Raw genomic sequence first — 19,262 nt, forward strand, 5'->3', positions numbered from 1 at the left:
CGCTTCTGATAGAAAGCGCGTTTACCGCTTAAACTACTAAAGTAGTACAATTTATCCTTACCTGCCAGCCAATTAGCCCGCCCCAAAGTATAAACCGGCGGCGCCTGTGCAGTTTTGAACAGGCGCCGCCGGTTTATACTTTACATAATTTTTTAATCGAGGTAGTAGCGCAGCAGCCAGCCTTCGGCGTCGAAGGTTTGAGCTTTCTGGTCATTGTCAAGTTCCACGTGGGTGCTTTTGCTTACATCAAGCTCGTTGCGGTACAGGGTATCGTGGATGTAAATGTTTTTGCCCAGCTTGTCGCCTTTCGTTTTGTAGCTATCCTCGCTGGCCCCGCCCCATATCTTTATTTTTAGCTTGGGCAATGCCTTGCCGGAAAGTATAAAATGGTCCTCGCCGTTGAGGCCGTACAGCTCGAGTTGCTTAGTTTCCTTGGCATGGAATAGCCTGTCGTAAATCCGTTGCTCGACATCGCCATCCTTTTGGGTTTTGTACACCTGCACCCGTACATCGCCATTGTCAAGCACCTCAACCTCGAAGCGCTCATGCTTGTCGGTGCCAACCACCTGCACCTCCCTCGAAAGCGTTTCATAATAGTTGCGCGCCATCTGCGGCAGGTCATTGCGGCGCGATTTCAGGTTGCTGCCTAATTGGCTGGCGTATAGGTTGGCAATAGGCTCAGGCATGGCTGTAAAAGCCTCATCAATCACTTTGTCGGTCAGGGCTTGTTGCACGCTGTCCGCTATTTCCTGCCAGTCCTGCCACTGCAGCTGGGTTAGTATAAGCTCATCCAGGTTGCGCCCACTTGTATTTAACTTCTCCAGTTGCTTAGCGGAAATATGCGGCTTAAACGTTTGGAAGTGTGATTTCACGCCGAAGCGTTGCAAAGTCCACAGCAGCGGGCCATCATCAATCTTATAGAAAATATTATCGCGGTCGCGGGGGATGGGCTTGTACGTATAGGCTTTATCCTGATACGGTAGTTCAGCCCAGCGCCAGTTATCTTCGTGGCGGCTCCAATCGCCTATCAGCATGTCGAAGAGGCGTGCGCGCAGGAAAGCACGGGCATCGAAGTATGAGTCATTGTCCTTTAGCCGTTCCTCAATGGCAGACCTGGAGCTTTTTACTTTTTCAGCATTTCCCATTGGGGCGTAATCCGACTGATTATCGGACGGGTGCCTTTCGAGCAGGGCCAGCATGCCGCCAACCTCATCTTTATACTTGCCCAGGCGCGGGTCGTGGGGTACATACACCAGTTCCGGCTCCAGATGGTAAATACCTATGGCTTTAGCCATATGAGGCAGGGCAAGCGCGGCATAAGGGTTAGTGGCGGAGGTGGCATCGCGCACCACATCTGCCAGATAGCTTTGCTGAAGCTTCTCGGATAATGCGCTTGCTGGCTCTTTGTCCAGGGAGCGGAGCACGTACTGGGTACCAGTACTGTCTTCAAGGCGCAGGCTGATGGTTTGCCTACTTCCGCCAAGGCCGGTTGGTTTAAGGCCACCATGCGCCGTGCCAATGTCCAGCACCGGAACAGTTACTGGCGTTGCCCAGGCTGCGCGGTAATGTTTGCCATAAAAGAAAGTATGCAGGCCGCTGCGGTCGTAGTGCGTGCCGGCCGCAACTGTAATTGTGCTATCGGTATAATTCGGCGTGTTAGATGTATGAGCAGCGGGTTGCGGCACTTGCCGTACGGTGTGGGTAAAGCGCTTACTACAGGCACTCAGACCAATAATAGCAAGCAGCAGGAAGTATAAGGGTTGGTTAGATCGGGTCATAAGTAGCGGCTAAAGCCTGAGGTGAAGTATGTTATAGTTGGATTAGTCAAGATCAAAAACCTTCGCGGTCAAAGGCATGGACGCGCACATCGCTTGTTCGCTTATCCTTAATTTCGGAGCCGCCTTCTAGCTCGGTGCCGCGCACGGTGTCATACACCCAAGTTTTCTTTCCCCAGCCGCCTACTTTAGAGGTGTCTTTTATCTCATCCTCGCCACGGCCACCTACAATTTTTACTTTTATGCCGCGGCCAACCTCGCCACTTATGTCAAATATGTCGTCATCGGCCAGGCCGTGCAGGGTGATCAGTTTCGTTTCGGAGCGCTTAAAAACGCGGTGGAAAGTGATCATTTTATCTGATTCGCGGCGTATAGTTACTTCGGTTTCCTCGTCGTTTAATCGTTTTACCTCAAACAGGTCTTCCTCATCGGTGCCAATTACCAGCACTTCTTCGGCAAGAATGGAATAAAAATCTGTGGCGGCCTTGCGGAGCTGGTCGCGGCGGCTGATGAGTTTGCGCCTTGTTCTCTCTCCTTCCAGAGCGTATACGGATGCCGGCAATTGCTGCACACCGGCAGTAATTACCTCGTCGGTGATGCGTTGCTGCAAAACGACAGCCAGGGAGTCCATCTGCTCGCGGGTAACCTGGGAGAGTGCACGGTCATCAATAAACTTTGAGTTTATCATGAGGGCTTCCACATCATTGAAATCCTCATCAAAAGACTCAAACTTTCGGATGGCCCAGTTACGGCTAAAGATCCAGGGAATAATGCCGTCCTGAAAACGGTAAAACACGTTGTCGCGGTCTTTGGGGATGGGGCGATAGTAATTGTTGCCGTTGCGTTCATACTTAGCCCATTCCCACTGTCCCTCGTGGCGGTCCCAATCGTTTACGAGCAGGTCGAACAGACGGGCTTTGGCAAAGGCCAACTGGTCAAAAAAGTGGTCATCATCAGAGAAACGGTCGTTTAGCACATCCTCGCTATCCACAATATCTGTGGCGTTTCCGGGGATATCTTCTAGCGTGCGCTTGTCGTTATACTTTTCCTCTATCATGTAGAGTTTGTCGCTTACCACATCCGTGTACTTGCCGAAGGCCTCGTAGTTGGGGCGGACATACACTAGTTGCGGCGTAGAGTGGGGGATTCCTGCGGCCTTTGCCATTGGCGGCAGCACAAGTGCACCATAAGGGTTTATAGCCGAAATTTGATCGCGGATAACGTTGGCGGCAAATGTTTTACGCCATATGTTAGGCAGCACAGCAACAGGGTCTTTGTCCAGGGATCGGAGCGCGTAGGTAAAGCCATCTGTGCTAACTAAATCCAGGCTCGTCGTCTGGAAGCCTCCTCCCAATTCTTCTACCTTTAATCCTCCTTTAGTGGTGCGCATATCCATTACGGGTGCTTTAACCGGGGCATTCCAGACGGGGCGGTAATGCTGGCCCCAGAACATGCGGTGCAGGAAACCGCGCTTATAATGCGCGCCTGCCCTTACAGTGACACTATCAACAGCATCAGGGTTTTGTTTTATAAGCTGGTGCACCTGCGGGTCTGCCACTGGCGTAGCCGAGTAGAAGTTTTTTCTGGCGCACCCAACTGAGCTTATCATAGTTATGGCAAGTATGGCTTGCCAACAGCGTATCCTCATAAAGTATGTTCAGTACAATTTAACAGCCTATCTAACGTAAAAAAGCTATAAAGTTTTCAAGTGAACAGGCCTATTGTATTGGCTAAAGTTAATCTGGGCTAAGCCAAGGATTGTTAACCCTAATATCCAGCCCAAGCTTTATCGCAGTTACATTCCATTGATTTGGTGTTGCTATGGGTTTTGGAAACCCGGAAAGTATAAAGTGTAAAACATTAAAACCATACGACTGTTGTTTGCACAAATGTGCTGGATTTCAGGAAAAAACATTCTACCTTTGCGCGCCTTTTAAACGTACAGTTTTGCAAAAGTTCATAGTAATATTGCTGTTTATACTTGCCTCCGTGGTTAGCCATGCGCAAACCCGCATTGCAGGACAAGTAACAGATGCCACCACGGGAGAAGCTCTTCCGTTTGTAAGCATCTATGTGAAGAATACTTCGCTTGGAACCTCCACGGATATAGCGGGCGCCTTTAACATGCGCTTCACCACGTCCACACCCGACTCCCTCACAGCTTCGTTTGTAGGATACCTGCCGCTAACGTTACCTATACAAAAAGGGGTAGCTTCTCAAACCATCAATTTTGCGCTTAAGACAAATGCCCAGCAACTGCAGGAAGTAGTTATTCGCCCTGGTGAGAACCCAGCCTGGGCCATTATGCGCCGCATTATCGAAAACAAGGATAAGCTGGACAAGCGCAAGCTGACGGCGTACCAGTACGAGGCCTACACCAAAATGCAGTTCGATGTGGACAACGTGGGCCAGAAGAAGGGCAAGGGCGTAGTTGGCAAAGCCATCACCTCGCTGGTAGACTCGCAGATGTACCTGGCCGGGGAGGATGGCAAGAAAGTGCTGCCGTTCTTTATCTCGGAGGCCCTCTCGGATTACTACTATACCCGCGACCCGAAGCGCAGCAAAGAGATCATTAAGGCATCTAAAGTAACCGGCATTGGCCTGCAGGACGGGGCGCTGGTTTCGCAGGTGATCGGCAGCAGCTACCAGGATTACAATTTTTACCAGAACTGGGTAAGCGTGCTGCAGAAAAACTTCATAAGCCCCATTGCTGATGGCTGGAAAGGCTATTACAATTACGAGCTGGAGGATAGCACGTACATTGGCGAAGACTGGTGCTACGAACTCTCGTTTAAGCAGAAACGCCCGCAGGACCTTGCTTTTAATGGCCGCATGTGGGTTACGGCTACAGACTACGCCCTGCGCAAGATTGACGTGACAGTGAGCAAATCGGCCAACATCAACTTTGTGGAGCGCATTGCCCTGAAGCAGGAATTACTCCCCGCTGGCGAAAACGCCTGGATGCCCTCTAAAACCGATGTGAAGATTAAGCTGGTTGGCTTAACTCCTAAACGGCCTGGTATTCTGGCACAGGTCCATACTTCGTACCGCGATGTAATGGTAAACCAGCCCGAGAAGCCCGCCTTTTTTGATAAGCCAGTAGAGTTGCTCAGCACTGCCACAAGGCAAACCGATGATTTCTGGGTGCAGCGCCGCCACGATTCGCTTTCGGTAGCCGACCAGCAAGTATACACTACGATCAATGCGATAAAGGAAACCCCAAAAATCCAGCGGTTTACCAACATTGCCACCATTATAGGTACAGGCTATAAAAGTATCGGGAAGGTGAGCCTTGGTCCGTGGCCTTATACGTATGCCTATAACAACGTGGAGGGGCACCGCTTCCAGGTTGGCGGCAAAACCAACATCAACTTTAGTGATAAACTGGAGTTGCGCGGCTATGCGGCCTACGGTACCGATGACCAAAAGCTGAAGTATAGCCTTGGCGCGCGCTACATACTTAGCCGCAAGCACTGGAGCGAGATCGGCATAGAGCACCAGGAAGACCTGCAGCAGGTTGGCCTGATGGCCGACAAACTGGAGTCCAGCCCTTTTTTCCTGGGTTTCTCGAGGTTTGGCACCTTGCGCCGCCCGATTATGGTGCGCGAAACAAGCGTATACTTGCAGCGCGACGTGCTGCGCAACCTGACGGAGCGCGTAAGCCTGCGCACACGCTATTTTAACCCGCAGTACGATTTTGCCTACTACACCGCCGGGCCTGAGCAGCCAGAGCAAGTGGCTACCAACTTCCGGGCGACCGAGATGAGTTTCCAGACGCGCTTTGCCAATAACGAGGTGTATGTGGAGAACGATAATGAGCGCATTAGCCTAGGTAGTGGCAGCTGGCCGGTACTTAACCTAAAGTATACCTTGGGCCTGAACAATGCCTTCGGTGCTACGGTGGAGTACCAGCGCGTGGACCTGGGCATAGAGCAGGAATTTGTGATGGGCCGCCTGGGCAAGTCGCTATATAGGTTGGAGGCAGGCAAGATTTTTTCGCCGGTGCCTTACCCGCTCCTGGAGGTGCACACCGGAAACGAAACGCCTTTCTACTACGATGCCACCTTTAACCTGTTGGATTACTTCGAGTTTGCCAGCGATTCCTATGCCTCGTTGCATTACGAGCAGTACTTCGAGGGTTTGCTGTTTAACCGCCTGCCGCTCATTAAAAAGCTGAAGTGGCGCGTGCTGGCAACATCAAACGTGCTCTACGGCAACCTGAGCGAGAAGAACCTTAACCTCATTCCGGCTACCACGCCATCGGGGGCTACGCAGGAGTCGTTTAAGGCGCTTGGCAGCACACCGTATGTGGAGGTAGGCTACGGCATCGAGAACATCTTTAAAGTGCTCCGCGTAGATGCCTTCCATCGCCTGACGTACCTGGACGAGGGCGCGCGAAAGTTCGGCGTAAAGGTTTCGGCGCAGTTTAAGCTCTAGTATAAAAAACTAAAGAAAAACGGCCAGCTATACGTGTAGCTGGCCGTTTTTAGTTTGGCTGTAAAGCTGAAGCATTGATCGGTTTAACTTTTTAGGGCAACTACACGGGCCTTTTGGGTTGGTCGTTGCCTGCTTGCTTCTGGGTCATTCTTTTTGCCCTTTTTGCGCCGGCCCCACCAGATCAGGAAGCCGGTTACGGGCATGCTGGCAGCCAGAAGGCTGGCAAAAAATGCGATGACCTTGCCCACAATGCCCCCGATCGCACCCACGTGTATATCATAGTTCATGCGCTTGATCTTGTCTGCCACAGAGGCGTTGGCTATTCTACCGTAAATATGCGACACCGGGATTTCCTGCAGGGTATGCTGATCGAAGTATAGGTAATCGGTTTTCCAATAAGTATAGGTGTCGGGGTTTAAGGCTATTTCTATACTTGTGCGGTTGTTTTCGGGTACGTGTACATCCATACTTCCGGTAAAGGCAATGTTCTCGTTCCTCACTCTGTTCCAAAGCTGATCTATGGCGGGAGCCGTGCCGGATAGCGGGGCCGTTTGGGTGGAATCCGACATGGTTTCGTAGTAATCTACCAGCGGCTTTCCACCCGAGCTGATCCAGTACACCGACTTCGACACCCACTGGAAACCCATTACCAGACCTGTAATGGCAATAAAGATCACGACCCAGCTCATGTAGAAACCCAGCACGTTGTGCAGATCATAGTTTTTGCGGCGCCACTTGGCACTCCATTTTATTTTGAAGCGCTGTTTGGCGGCGGCCTTATTTTTTGGCCACCAAAGTATGATTCCGGTAATCAGCAGCACAACAAAAACCAGCGTGGCACTGGCAAGTATGGGTTGGCCAATGTTAGGCGGCAGCCAAAGGTAATAGTGACCCTCTATCACGATCCGGAAAAAGTCGTGGGCCATGTTCTTGACTTTGAGCACCTCGCCGGTGTAAGGGTGCAAGTATACCAGGTAGTAATACTCGGGCTCGAAATCATAGTATACCACCACCGTGGATTTACCCTTTTGGTAGGTAACGCTGTGCGTTTTCTTGCCGGGCAGTTGGGCATCGGCAATGGCCCGTATCTCTGAGGGCGGTAGCAGGGCGCGGTCGGGTTGCTCTTCCACAAAACGGTAGGTTTGCGTGGCGTCTTCAATCTCCCGCTGGAAGGCCAAGAGGCAACCCGTTACACCCAGAAACAGCACCAATAGCCCGGATGCAAATCCGAGCCAAAGGTGTACTTTACCAATCAGTTTTTTTAGAGTCATACTTAAAACTTGTATCCTATACTTACACGGTAATTGCGCGGCGCTTCGGCTTGCCAGTAAAAGCCATCGTTGGTGCCGTCGTAGTCAAAATCGTAGGGGCCGCCGCTGTAGAGGTAGGCATCCAGCAGGTTGTTCACATTCAGGGCAAGGCTCACTTTCTTGATCTGGTAAGACACGCCGCCATCCAGCCTGAAGTAATCCGGCAGGACCGTGTTCGCGTCGTTGCTGGCAAACCACGGGAAGCGGTTAACCTGCCACTGATAGCCCAGCGACACGCCAAGCCCTTTCAGTGCGCCATCCTGCAGCCTATAGTTTAGCCATGCGTTGGTGATGTGCTCGGCAAAACCCGGCACCCGGTCGCCTTTCTGCAGGCTTGCGGTCTCCTCGGTTGCCTTGGAGTCGGTGTAGGCGTAGTTGAAGGTCAGGTTCAGGCCACGGGCTATTTCGCCTCTAATGTCAAGTTCCGCGCCTTTGGTCTGGGTTTCGCCAAGCTGCAGTGAGTAGGTGCCAGTTGGGTCTGTCGGGTCGCCGACAAGCTGGTTTTTCTTGGTGATGCGGTACACCGACAGGGTAGAGTTCCAGCGGCCCTTAAACCAATCTCTCTTGAGGCCTATCTCCATGTTGTTCCCGGTAATCGGTTTTACCTGTTCGCCGCTTGCCAGCATGCCTGTTTGCGGAATAAAAGCCTGATCGAAGAGGGCGTAAACCGATGTGTTTTTATCGATAGAACCACTCAGACCCACACGCGGCGTGAATTTTTCGTTTTTGATGATAGTGGTGTATTGGTTGGTCTCGGCTTTGGTATAGCGGCCGGCCAGTGTCAGGCGCAGTTTGTTGCTGAAGAAGCCAAGCTCATCCTGCAAGTATAAAGCGCCATACTTTTGGGCAAGTATGTTGGCCGTCTCCCTGTCGTCGAGCGAGGTGGAGTGATCAATTTTAGGGATGGCGATGTTACCATATACCGGATCATAGATGTTGAAGGGCGTTTCAGGGTCCAGCACGAAGTATTGGCTCCAGTCTGCCAGGTATTCTTTATCGCCTAAGTCCAGGCCGCCAAGTATGCGGTGGGAGATGGCTCCGGTCTGCACCTCACCGTTAACGAACAGCTGCCCAAACTTGCTTCGGTTAAGGGCATCCCAGCCGCTCAGGGTGCGCTGCATGTTGCCGTTCTCCGCAACCCCCGATGCCCACAGCGAGCTGCCCTGCTGGTTGTAATGGAAGTATGAGGTCTGGGCCGTCAGGTGCCAGTTTGGGTTAATCTGATGCTCGAAGATAAGGTAGGCGCTGTGGTCTTTCATATCCGACGGCTCCAGGTTGGGGTCCGCGATGGTGAAGTTACGGGGCAGGTCTTTGTACCCGCGGGCCGAGAACACATAGGCAGAGCCAATAGCCGACATGCGCGAGAACTGGTAGGTATACTCTGCGGTAAGCGAGGTTCTGTCGCTGAATTTATACTTCAGCACCGGTGCCACGGCGTAGCGGTCGTTGGACTCATAATCCCGCCAAGACTCACTTTTCTGGCCCATCAGATTCAGGCGGTAGAGCAGTTTCCCATTTGCGGTAAGCTTGCCATCCAGGTCGGCGGTGGCGCGGTAGGTGTTGTAGCTCCCCATCGAAAGGCTGATCTCCTGGCTTGGCACGCCGGTAGGCTTCTTGGTAACGATGTTGTAAAAGCCGGCTGGGTCGCCGTTTGCCAGCATGAAACCGGCTGGGCCCTTCACAAACTCAATGCGCTCCACAAAAGACATATCCTCGGAAAGCGGCCCCCAGGTAGACTCTATGTTCATGCCGTTTCTGAAAGGAGCCACCCTAGCCCCACGCATGTTCATGCGCGTGTAGTTGCCCCAGTGCTCCAGCACGCTAACGCCGCTCACATTCCTCGACACGCCTTCCGACAAGCTAAACACCTGTTGGTCCTTCAGCACGTCGCTGGTGATTACCTGGATGTTCTGCGGCGTTTCCAGCAAAGGCGTTTGCAAGCGCAGTGTTTCAGAGGGCAGCGTGGCTTTATACTTGTCGCGCTGGCTGGTAATTACAACTTCCTGCAGCCGGGAGGCGCTCTCGCTTAGCCTGAAGTTTACCTGCGTGGTCTTTCCTGCCTCCACCAGCACGTCCTGCGCCTGCGGCTCCAGGCCGAGCATCTGCACGCGCAGCACATACTTGCCGGGCTTCACTTTGTTTATCAGGTAATCGCCTTGCGCATCGGTGGTGGTGCCGATTGCTGTATTCTCCAGGCCAATAGATACGCCAATGGCCGCCATATTATCCGTTGTGGTGATGTGCCCATTTATGGCGCCTGTCTGGGCCAGCGCGTTGGTGCTTAAAAGTATGATTGAAAGTATGATTATTAAAGGATTGACCCGCCGGGATGCGTGCGTAAATAGTGGCTTCATATATGTATCTGTTATGATTGTTGTTCTTGGTTTTGAGTAAAACTAGAGGAGGCAGACATCAGATACAAAGGCTTCTCAGGCCAATTTCGGGCAGAACGGGCATATGGACTAAAATTGATTAGTAGTGGCTAATTAACGCTCACTAGTGCTAGTGAGGGCGTTTTGCGGGAACAGGCTACTATTAGCTAGATAGTATAAAAGGAAGGTGTGATAAGGGCTGAATTCAAAGCCTGGCCAAGTTAAGGCTGGCAACAAAAAAGCCCGCTGGTTACGGCGGGCTTTAAGAATAGTGAAAGTATGAATTTATTAGGAGGCGTTGCTGAGAACGGGTCGCGGCGTGGCTGATTTGCTGCGCTGCGGTCCGGGCTTTTGGCGGTAATACCAGATCACGAAACCCAAAATGGAAAGTATGCCCGGCATCAGGCCGCCGATGGCGTAAAGTATCTGCACAAACAAACCGGCGTAGTCGCCGAAGTGGATGGGGTGCAGCACCGTAAGGAAGCGCTCGAGCCAGGGCTGCTCCCGCAGAAAGTATACTTTCTCCTGCTCGCCGGAAGTATAGTTTACTTGTATGCTGCTGTACAGCCTGCCGTAGTATGACGGATCGGAGTACATGCGCCCCAGAAACTGCAGTTTGCCCTCTGTACTCGTCGGGAAGCGCACGTAGGTTACCTCAAACTCCGGGTGGCTGCTGTTCACGCGCGCCATGGCACCATCCACAGAAATGCCGAGTGCCGGTACTAAACAGGCAAGTATGGAATAGCTAAAATGGCTAATGGTGGGTAGTGGTGTATCACTAATACTAGTGATCAAACAGCATTGCTTAGATTTGATGAAGGAGGAGAAGTATAAAAAAAACACCTGCATGGGCAGTTGCAATCGCTGGCCATGCAGGTGTTTCTATGTAGAGGATTTATATTTAGGCAGAGTTTATACTTTTAAAGTATAAACCAACATCATACTTAAGATATCCAGGGAATATTGCTGAAATCCGGCTTTCGTTTTTCCAGGAAAGCGTTTCTTCCTTCTTTGGCTTCTTCCGTCATGTAAGCCAAACGGGTTGCCTCGCCTGCAAATACCTGCTGGCCCACCATACCGTCATCTGTTAGGTTAAAGGCAAATTTCAGCATTTTGATAGATGTCGGAGACTTGGCTAATATTTCCTGAGCCCACTCATAAGCGGTGTCTTCCAGTTCCTCATGAGGGATAACTGCGTTTACCATGCCCATGTCGTAGGCCTCTTGCGCCGAGTAGTTTCTGCCCAGGAAGAAGATCTCGCGGGCGCGTTTCTGGCCAACCATCTTTGCCAAATAAGCAGAGCCGTAACCACCGTCAAAGCTGGTTACGTCGGCATCTGTTTGCTTAAAGATCGCGTGCTCCTTGCTGGCTAGCGTCAGGTCGCAAACTACGTGTAAGCTATGCCCGCCACCTACTGCCCAACCCGGAACTACGGCAATCACTACCTTCGGCATGAAACGGATCAGACGCTGCACCTCCAGTATGTTCAGGCGCGGCGTGCCAGACTCATCTACATAGCCTTGGTGGCCACGGGCGTTCTGGTCGCCGCCGCTGCAGAAAGAGTAAACCCCGTCTTTTGTGGAAGGGCCTTCCGCAGAGAATAGCACAACGCCAATAGCGTGGTCCTCGCGGGCATCCAAAAAGGCATCAAATAGTTCGAATACTGTTTTTGGCCTGAAGGCATTGCGCACGTTCGGGCGGTTAAAAGCGATACGGGCCACGCCGTTTGCCTTTTTATAGGTTATATCTTCGTATTCCTTAGCGGTTTTCCAGTTTATCTTACTCATATCGGATATTTTGCTGCAAGTTAGCGTTTTCTGGCTTTTGGCTCAACTGGTATTTAGCGGCAGGGGAGGAGTAGGCGATAGAACTAGCTACAGCATAAAAAGAAGCTTATTCAATTACCTTTTCAGGCAGAAGTACTCAATCCTGTCCACATGCTTTATTGACATAGGATGCGGGCTGCCGCTTTGCAGGGCTAAGGCACGCTTCTATGTGCCTTAAAAACTTTAGGTGAAGCGCTTTTTATACTTTCTCAGAACGTTGAGCAATCAATGGTATAGTCTAATGTATTCACATCTTCCAGCGTAGTATGATACAAATAGGTCTTTTTATGTAGCGTTAGGAAAGGATTTGTGCCCGTATAGTACCAAAAGATTATTTTGATGTCTGTGTCAGGCTTTGACCTTAAAGTATAAGTTTTACTAATGTTTTCGTCATAGATATTTTCAGTATTGAGAAATGAGGTGTTGCTAGCATCAATCTCATTTCTGATCATCAGTGGTGGGTTAACGTTGTTTAAAACTGTCACATTCAACTTTAACTCAATAGGTTTCCAGGCATTGATGTTGATGGTATTGGTCTTGCCAGGTGCAATGTCAATCGTATTTAAATACTCAGGGTAATAAGGAAACCCATAATACTGCTCCGAAAAAGTATAGCGTTCTCCCTCCTGTAGTTTATAGTTGAAGGTGATCGAGTAATCTCCGTTCTCATCGGTATATGCCGTAGCAACTTCCTGCGATCTCGATCCACACATAAAGTTCTCGCATTTTTCCCAACTTTTAACCAATACTATCTTGTAGCCGCCTATATTTATACCTCTAGTATGGTCCGAGACATGCCCTTTTATTACCGTCTCAACCCCAACATCTTCTTCCGAACAAGAGGCAAAAGTTAATAGCAAAACAAAATAGACAGTTATCCTCAGGAAGTGTTTCATAGTTGGGATTGATTTAATTTCCTGCAACTGCTTGGGTTACTATGTAGCCAATAGGTTGCTTAACGGATTTGTATAAACGTCGTGCGCATGCTATTTATAGAAGGTTGGCGGGCGTTATTTTTTCTCTTGGATAGACATTGAACTTAAGCAATTGTATAATACATTTTTGAGTGTCAGCACATAGAGCTCCTCCATTCGTGCGTTAGTTGCATCTACTGATTGAACAGAAAGCTCACCACTTGAATTACATTCTTTAATCAGCTCGCCTGTCTCTTTGTTAATCAGGTTTACTTTCAGTTGGGCAAAGCTTTTTTCCTTTTCACTACTCCAAGTAGATGTAAACTCTTTGTAACTCTCACTGACGTCGATTATCACTTTTACAGATTCTCCGGAAGCAGTTGAGTTTTCTCTAATCACTTTTTCTAGCAGTTCTTTATGGCTAACTGTTAAAGCTGGTACATGCGTTATTAGAGTATTTGGCTTTGATACAACAGGTAATTTTATGTCTTCTGTCTTTTGGTTATGTCTACTATCAATAATCTCAACTTCCTGTATATTGTACTGAAGGCCCAAGTGAGGTAAGTCAGCCTGTTTTATCTGTGATATATAATTGCTCGCAGCACAGCTCGACAATAAAGTTGTCATGAAAAGTAAAATGTACTTTAATGATCTCTTTTTCATTTTTATATTATTAAGTAAAGCCAATGTGCTGGTATATTTAAGGCTGAACCGTGTTGGGCGCAGGTTTTACTACTATATTGTCCAATGCCGGAGTACTTGAATCATAATTTTCTGAAAGCTTCTTAAAGATTCATATTAAGTTGCACGTACTATTTTACCTAGTGTCAAAAGCCTATCCCTAAACTGGATTGTGACTATTGGGAAAGAATGCTTTTAGTACAAAGTAGACAACTGCATAAATACCTCCCCAAGACGCTATATCAATTAGAAACTTGATGCTGAATATACCTTCGCTGAAAATATCATAATCGAACCCTACTAACCAATGCACTAGCTTCACTGCACCATACGTTATAAAAAGGGTTATAAAATCGATTGACCAGTTGTTTTTCATATTTTTAAGTATTTATTCAAAAGTTAATTTCTAATGTACTTAATTAAATAATCTGCTGCTTATTCTTATACTATTACATACATCTGTCACTTTTTCTTCAAAGCAGTCTGCTTTAATTCTACAACTTACTGCCAATGGGTTGGTATAACCGCAGTTCTTTACAATGGTATTTTGGAGTCAGGGAGTTAATCTCTTCTGAGAAGGTAAACTAAAGCAAGCTAAAATTACAATTATGCGTTGTGGGTACAGTTCTTAAAATATAGATAACTCAGATTTGGTTGTAAATTCTTCTAAAAATCTCATGCCCTTATAAGAGTTTCCTTTTTGATTTAATTTTGGACTCCAAACAGCAATCGCATAGTGATTAGGATGAATTGCAATTATTCCTCCTCCAACGCCACTCTTGCCGGGAAGCCCGACTTTAAACGCGAAGTCCCCGGATTCGTCATAAAACCCACAAGTTAGCATAAGTGCATTAATCCTTTTCGTTTGGCTACTGCTTAGTATCGTAGTGTTATCTATTACATTCTGGCCATTATTTGCGAGAAATAAGAATGTCTCCGAAAGTTCTTTGCAATTCATTTCAATTGAGCAAAGATCAAAGTAGAATTCAAGTACTTCTGAAGGGTCATTTTTAATATTCCCGAAGGATTTAATAAAATTACATAAAGCCACGTTCCTAAAACCTATTTCCTTCTCTGATGCGGCAATCCTCGAAGAATAATTTAAGTCGGAATTGTTACAAATACTTCTAACAAATGTCAGAAAATCTTCTTTAGGGTTTTTTAGACTGCTGACAAGAATATCCGAAATCACAATGGCACCAGCGTTTATGAAAGGGTTTCTAGGTATGCCGTTATCAGTTTCAAGTTGCACCAAAGAATTAAACGGCGTTCCGGAAGGTTCTACACCAACTCTTTCCCAAACCTTCTCCCCAAGAAGCTGATAAGCCAAGCTTAACGATAAAACTTTCGCTATGCTTTGTATCGAGAATTTATCGTAACAATTTCCGATTCCGAAATTAACCTGGTCGGTTGTTGAAATATATACTCCAAAGTTTTCTGTATCTACGTTAGCTAATTGAGGAATGTAAGTTGGTAACTTCCCCGTATCTTCTACATTTTTAACTTTATGATATACGTGTTCTATTATTTCCTTGAAATTCATTCTATTATTTTAGAATTCTATATAACGTTTAGTACAAGCTGCGAACGAGGCGTAGCCGAGTATGGTGCCTGTGGAGTGTTGGGCAAAGGCTTTCTTTCACTACTCTTTAATATCTTCCGTTAATTTCACCTCACTATCATCCAAAACTTTGAAGTGCTCCTCTGTTAGTTTGAAGTAATGAGGGTTTAGAATCACATAATCGCTGTGGTCGTAAGATTCACCAATTAACTTACTTCCGACTCTAAAAAAGGCATGGTAAAAGTCTGCGTCGCTAAAGTAATCAGCAAGTATATCTACTATTTCTGTTTTATTCTTTTGAGTTAATATTATCTGCCATTCAGAATTTACAAATGGTAGAAGCTTTTTAGCTCTTAAACTTTTCTCAGGATTATATTCTTCTTCAGTCCAAGTAGAATTTAGTGTAATAGAGCAGTCTGTCTGGCAGCTATCAATGATGGCTATAAGTTTATTCAGAAACTGAAACTTAGATTTTTTCATAGCTTATAGCTTTTGCCCAACGTTGTTCGTGCAGAAGGTGTGCGAGGCTTTCAGCCGAAGCATAACTTCTGAACTGTGTTGGCAAGCGTAATTCTATTGCACTTCTATTTTCTTTTCTTTAAAGAACTCCCGAAGTTCATCTGAGACAGGGTCAACTTTACTGATACGTCTTTTTGCTCCGCCTTTCAACTTTAAATCAAGGAATTTATTTCCATTTCTTTCTTTGAATACCGCTTCCCCAATTTCATGTAGGCCAATCTCACCTTTAGTCGTTCTAAATAAACTATAGATAAGCACCGCTAAATGCGCAAGTCCGATAACGCTTCCTGTCCATAACAAGAACTCATCCCCTGTTTTCATATATCTCAATATCGATAAGATACCGTAGATGGTCCACATTGATGAGGAAGCAATTCTCCTAAACTTTTCTTTTTTCGCTTTGTCTCGGATAGTAATTTTCTCTTCACCTAATACTATCTCTCCTTTTTCTAAAGGTAAAATTCTTTCCATTTTTCAATTTTTATGTTTGCCAACGAAATGGTCTAGCAGACGCTTTAGCTTGAAACACTTGCTAAGGTGTCTGCTAGGGTGTGGTGGCCGGGGTTGTTTTTTCCCTTTTCTCCCGGCACTGCGATGTAAAAATAAGGGAAAAACAACCCGGATGGTTGTGAAGTTTTACACCTATTATACTTCTTTCAAGTGGCGCTTTAGCCGTCGGCAATGTCGTTAATGCGCTATTGGCGGCGTTGCCAGAGGCGTCAGGCTCCGGGCTGGCCCACAATCAAATAAAAACTAATCAATCATTGGCCTCTCTGTTGCCGCCAACTCTCTGTAAAAGAGCCACCTGCCGAAGTTATGCGCTTGACTTTGTCAATTCTCAAGTATAACTTCGCCCCACCAAAGTCTTGCCTGGACGCTTCCGTCCGAAAGCCAGCTTTCTCCCGGCACCGCCGAAGCAAGACTTCGGGTCAGAAACCCCGTTTCCTCCTTTGGCTCTTTTGCTGACCGTTGCCCGGCTTTAGTGGCCTTTGATGCCCTCCAGCCCCTTAAAAAGCCTGAAAGACACGCCACTTTAAAACCCGAAAATAATCCCAATCACGGCCAACGGACTGGTGTAGACGATGTGCAAAGCGAAGACGCAGCATAGAGTATACACATGGTTGTCACTTAGTTATTTTTCAGCAACGCTATGTGTAGAGCAATTTGCGCCACACCCAACGCCACATAAGCTATAAGATTATTACCGCTTTCTTTTTCTGTTACTTTAGCTTGGTTCCTATGGGCAGCAAGTTTAACATACTCGTTTGTCCAACTTTTCAGGTGCAGAACAAGTAGTTCTTGCTCTTGGCTCTCTACCATTTCTTCTAACTATAGAGAATCGAGATGCTCACCTGGGAGAGGCGGTACATAGCTGAACTCTGGGTTAGAGAGTTTTCTGATAAAAGTGTCAGCTCGCTCAGCTGGCCCAGCATCTAGCCGGTGAGGCTATAGTGGGGTGCAGGTGCCCACCAGCACTCCGTGCGGAATCATGTCAGTACGGAAGTAAGAGAAGCGACCTCTGCCAAGCAAGTGTAAATCAGATTTGTCATACACTTTTCCTCTTTTGGTATAAGTATGAAATTAATATATGAATGGTTGACTTAAGATAACGAAAAGCGGCTTGCTGCATACGGCTTCAAGTTGGTTCAGCCAGTATGCAGCAAGTCGCTATTATTAATGCGTTATTTAGTATACCCGAAACCGCATATAGCCATTCTCGACCCGTGTTGGGGTTTGATTTGCGTCGAACACGTTGGCTGTAAACTTCGCCTCCAGCAGGTAGGAGCCATCGCCTATAGGTTCAAATCGGGTGATGGCAAATGTCGAGTTGTCCTGGCTATGGGAAGCTTTTACGAAGGGCTGGGTACTCATGTCCTCTGCTTCATTGCCATTCACTTTGCGCACAGTTAAGTTAATGCCATTCTGCCGGTTGTCCTGTTTGAAATCAAAAGTATAACGATACTGGCCTAGCTTGTAATGGTCTGCCAAGTTTTCGGGCTGCAACAAAGCAGGAACTGATGCGGAGGTAACCAGTTGGTTTTTCGCATACTTTCTGATAAAATAAATGGTGAGGCGGCCATCGTCACTTCTGTCTGCGTCTTGCTGCTTGCCAAAACCACAAGCTGTATAATACAGCATAGTATCCGACTGAAGAAAAAGCCCGGTAGCACTGTCCCGATTCGCTGCGATGTTTCCTCTGCCAGACATATGGCGATCGTCACAGACATAGCGCTTTCCGTTAATAGTATAAGAGGCTGAGTCTTTCAGGCTGGCCAGACCCGCTTGTGGATCAATTGGTTTCTGTATGGCATCTATTTCGTGTTTCTCACATGAAACAAAAATAGCTGAAGCAAGAACGAAGAGCGCTAACACAGCTCTGTTGTGCAAAAATAGTGTTTTCATGCAGTTGGTTTTAAGATTTGAAAATAGGTAGGAAAGAGATGTAGTTACTTATATGCAGATGCCACAAAAGGCGCTGCGTACTAACGCTTGCGGATAAAGGTTAATCGGTCTACCCCCGGGACAGTTGTTTTGAGGTTGGCATCATAAAAAAGAAGATTCTGTTTTAGCTTTAATGTGTCTGCCGTAACTTCCTCAAGTATATAGCTGTTTTCGATTGGGACAAGTACTGTTGTTTGCCCCGAGTTCGTTAAGCTTTGGTTTATGTATAACCTGAGTGTTTTATTGTTTTCGAGTTTCCAATAACCTGCGTCAACATAGTTTTGAGGGTTGCAAGACAGATCTTGTTCGCGCCTGAAATCTCCGTTCGTTTTAAAACTCCATGTCACCAACTTGATACAAGGATCCAAATAAGGCCACTTTAGCCTGAACTTGAGTGGCTCTATCGTTTCATGGGCATATTGGTTCCAGTCATTGGACAATGCCAGTTTCATTTTCATTAGCCTTTCTTCCTCCTCCTGTTCTTTATTGCATCCAGAGAAGACTGTAAGGATGAGGAGTAATAACAAGATGTTTTTCATGCTTTTTTAGCTAGTAATGTATAAGTTGTAGATATGATAATTGAGACCTAAAACCTGGGTTGGACGGGTTATAGAAGCTGAATCACAGATTTACTTGAACCTGCACGTGCTGATTAAGTTCCAGCCGAGGAAGGACGCATATGCTGCTTAGGTTTTGCTAATCCTTACGTTTCTGCTTATTAGCTTTTAATCTGTTTGATAATGTTTTTCACCAATTCAGTTCCCATTCTGTTTGATTCTTTTTTATATTCGTCAAGATACATCCAAGTAAATTTCTTTGATGATTTCCACATATTTCTAACTGGTTGTGCCTTTTTTTGGATAACGCCACTACCGTGCGCCACAACTTCACCATTCTCTTTTAGTTGATATTCAGCATATAAGGTAATTGGGTAAGGTGATACTGCTGCGACTGCACTTGTTGTATAAGCAAAAACTAAAAAAATTGCATTCCCCTTGTTTTCATACAAAAATTTCCCGGGTACTTGCTTCAGGTCTATTACCAATTGCTTGTCCTTGAGTTTACTTCTTAAATCAAGGTTATCCGCTGCCTGAAATATCCCGGCTTTTATAAAGTTTCCAGTAGTATATGGGTCGGTTTCGCATTCTATTGTCGAGTTCCAGCCCCAATAAAGTACTGCAGGCACATAGGAATTTTTAATCTGCTTGTAATCGTTACCTTTTACCTCTGCTACTGGTAAATATACTGCCAACCAATCTTTTGGCTCATGTTCAAGATTCTCGGTCTTTATTTTTTCATCGACAAAAGCTGAGTACTTTTTCGTGCTAAGCAGCCTGTAAGGCAAACTGTTATAACACCAATATTTAATTTTTTTTTCATCTTCATTTTAAATTAGGGGCAACGTTAAGTCTAGGTGGCGTCTCG

At 47.0% G+C, this 19,262-nt stretch carries 16 protein-coding genes; 1 reads left to right on the top strand and 15 read right to left on the bottom strand.

The window, feature by feature from the left end:
- Positions 1 to 152: 152 nt before the first annotated feature.
- Together D1627_RS14690 and D1627_RS14695 are read right to left on the bottom strand one after the other, a co-directional pair.
- Positions 153 to 1,778, bottom strand: a complete 1,626-nt coding sequence (locus D1627_RS14690) for a hypothetical protein (protein WP_119432991.1) — start codon at positions 1,776 to 1,778, stop codon at positions 153 to 155.
- Positions 1,779 to 1,830: 52 nt separating this feature from the next.
- Complete coding sequence (locus D1627_RS14695) at positions 1,831 to 3,384, bottom strand: hypothetical protein (RefSeq protein WP_233555645.1); 1,554 nt, start codon at positions 3,382 to 3,384, stop codon at positions 1,831 to 1,833.
- A gap of 338 nt (positions 3,385 to 3,722) precedes the next feature.
- Here D1627_RS14695 and D1627_RS14700 point away from each other — a divergent pair, with 338 nt between their 5' ends.
- On the top strand, positions 3,723 to 6,212 hold the full coding sequence (locus D1627_RS14700) for a DUF5686 and carboxypeptidase-like regulatory domain-containing protein (RefSeq protein ID WP_158607191.1): 2,490 nt from the start codon (positions 3,723 to 3,725) through the stop codon (positions 6,210 to 6,212).
- A gap of 83 nt (positions 6,213 to 6,295) precedes the next feature.
- Here D1627_RS14700 and D1627_RS14705 read toward each other — a convergent pair whose 3' ends face one another.
- From D1627_RS14705 to D1627_RS14775, 13 genes are all read right to left on the bottom strand, one after another.
- Positions 6,296 to 7,483 carry a PepSY-associated TM helix domain-containing protein gene (locus tag D1627_RS14705; RefSeq protein ID WP_119432994.1) on the bottom strand — a complete coding sequence of 396 codons (1,188 nt, stop codon included), beginning with the start codon at positions 7,481 to 7,483 and terminating at the stop codon, positions 6,296 to 6,298.
- A gap of 2 nt (positions 7,484 to 7,485) precedes the next feature.
- A complete protein-coding gene (locus D1627_RS14710) occupies positions 7,486 to 9,876 on the bottom strand; it encodes a TonB-dependent receptor (RefSeq protein WP_119432995.1) in 2,391 nt (796 codons plus the stop codon).
- 306 nt (positions 9,877 to 10,182) lie between these two features.
- Entirely contained in the window at positions 10,183 to 10,689 is a 507-nt protein-coding gene (locus D1627_RS14715; protein ID WP_158607192.1) for a PepSY-associated TM helix domain-containing protein, read from the bottom strand.
- Positions 10,690 to 10,838: 149 nt separating this feature from the next.
- Positions 10,839 to 11,681 carry a 1,4-dihydroxy-2-naphthoyl-CoA synthase gene (locus D1627_RS14720; RefSeq protein WP_119432997.1) on the bottom strand — a complete coding sequence of 281 codons (843 nt, stop codon included), beginning with the start codon at positions 11,679 to 11,681 and terminating at the stop codon, positions 10,839 to 10,841.
- Positions 11,682 to 11,929: 248 nt separating this feature from the next.
- A complete protein-coding gene (locus D1627_RS14725) occupies positions 11,930 to 12,433 on the bottom strand; it encodes a peptidase associated/transthyretin-like domain-containing protein (RefSeq protein ID WP_119432998.1) in 504 nt (167 codons plus the stop codon).
- 297 nt (positions 12,434 to 12,730) lie between these two features.
- Positions 12,731 to 13,297 carry a hypothetical protein gene (locus tag D1627_RS14730; RefSeq protein ID WP_119432999.1) on the bottom strand — a complete coding sequence of 189 codons (567 nt, stop codon included), beginning with the start codon at positions 13,295 to 13,297 and terminating at the stop codon, positions 12,731 to 12,733.
- A gap of 646 nt (positions 13,298 to 13,943) precedes the next feature.
- Positions 13,944 to 14,858: a glutaminase gene (locus tag D1627_RS14740; RefSeq protein WP_119433001.1), complete on the bottom strand. Its 915-nt coding sequence runs from the start codon at positions 14,856 to 14,858 to the stop codon at positions 13,944 to 13,946.
- Positions 14,859 to 14,957: 99 nt separating this feature from the next.
- Positions 14,958 to 15,356 carry a hypothetical protein gene (locus tag D1627_RS14745; RefSeq protein WP_119433002.1) on the bottom strand — a complete coding sequence of 133 codons (399 nt, stop codon included), beginning with the start codon at positions 15,354 to 15,356 and terminating at the stop codon, positions 14,958 to 14,960.
- A 93-nt stretch (positions 15,357 to 15,449) separates the two neighbouring features.
- Complete coding sequence (locus tag D1627_RS14750; RefSeq protein ID WP_119433003.1) at positions 15,450 to 15,866, bottom strand: hypothetical protein; 417 nt, start codon at positions 15,864 to 15,866, stop codon at positions 15,450 to 15,452.
- Positions 15,867 to 16,523: 657 nt separating this feature from the next.
- On the bottom strand, positions 16,524 to 16,715 hold the full coding sequence (locus tag D1627_RS14760) for a hypothetical protein (protein ID WP_119433005.1): 192 nt from the start codon (positions 16,713 to 16,715) through the stop codon (positions 16,524 to 16,526).
- A gap of 366 nt (positions 16,716 to 17,081) precedes the next feature.
- A complete protein-coding gene (locus tag D1627_RS14765; RefSeq protein WP_119433006.1) occupies positions 17,082 to 17,798 on the bottom strand; it encodes a hypothetical protein in 717 nt (238 codons plus the stop codon).
- A gap of 80 nt (positions 17,799 to 17,878) precedes the next feature.
- Entirely contained in the window at positions 17,879 to 18,376 is a 498-nt protein-coding gene (locus tag D1627_RS14770; RefSeq protein ID WP_119433007.1) for a hypothetical protein, read from the bottom strand.
- 179 nt (positions 18,377 to 18,555) lie between these two features.
- Positions 18,556 to 19,182 carry a hypothetical protein gene (locus tag D1627_RS14775; protein WP_119433008.1) on the bottom strand — a complete coding sequence of 209 codons (627 nt, stop codon included), beginning with the start codon at positions 19,180 to 19,182 and terminating at the stop codon, positions 18,556 to 18,558.
- Between the last annotated feature and the right edge of the window lie 80 nt (positions 19,183 to 19,262).

The organism is Pontibacter oryzae, from assembly GCF_003576375.1.
Taxonomy (GTDB): Bacteria; Bacteroidota; Bacteroidia; order Cytophagales; family Hymenobacteraceae; genus Pontibacter; species Pontibacter oryzae.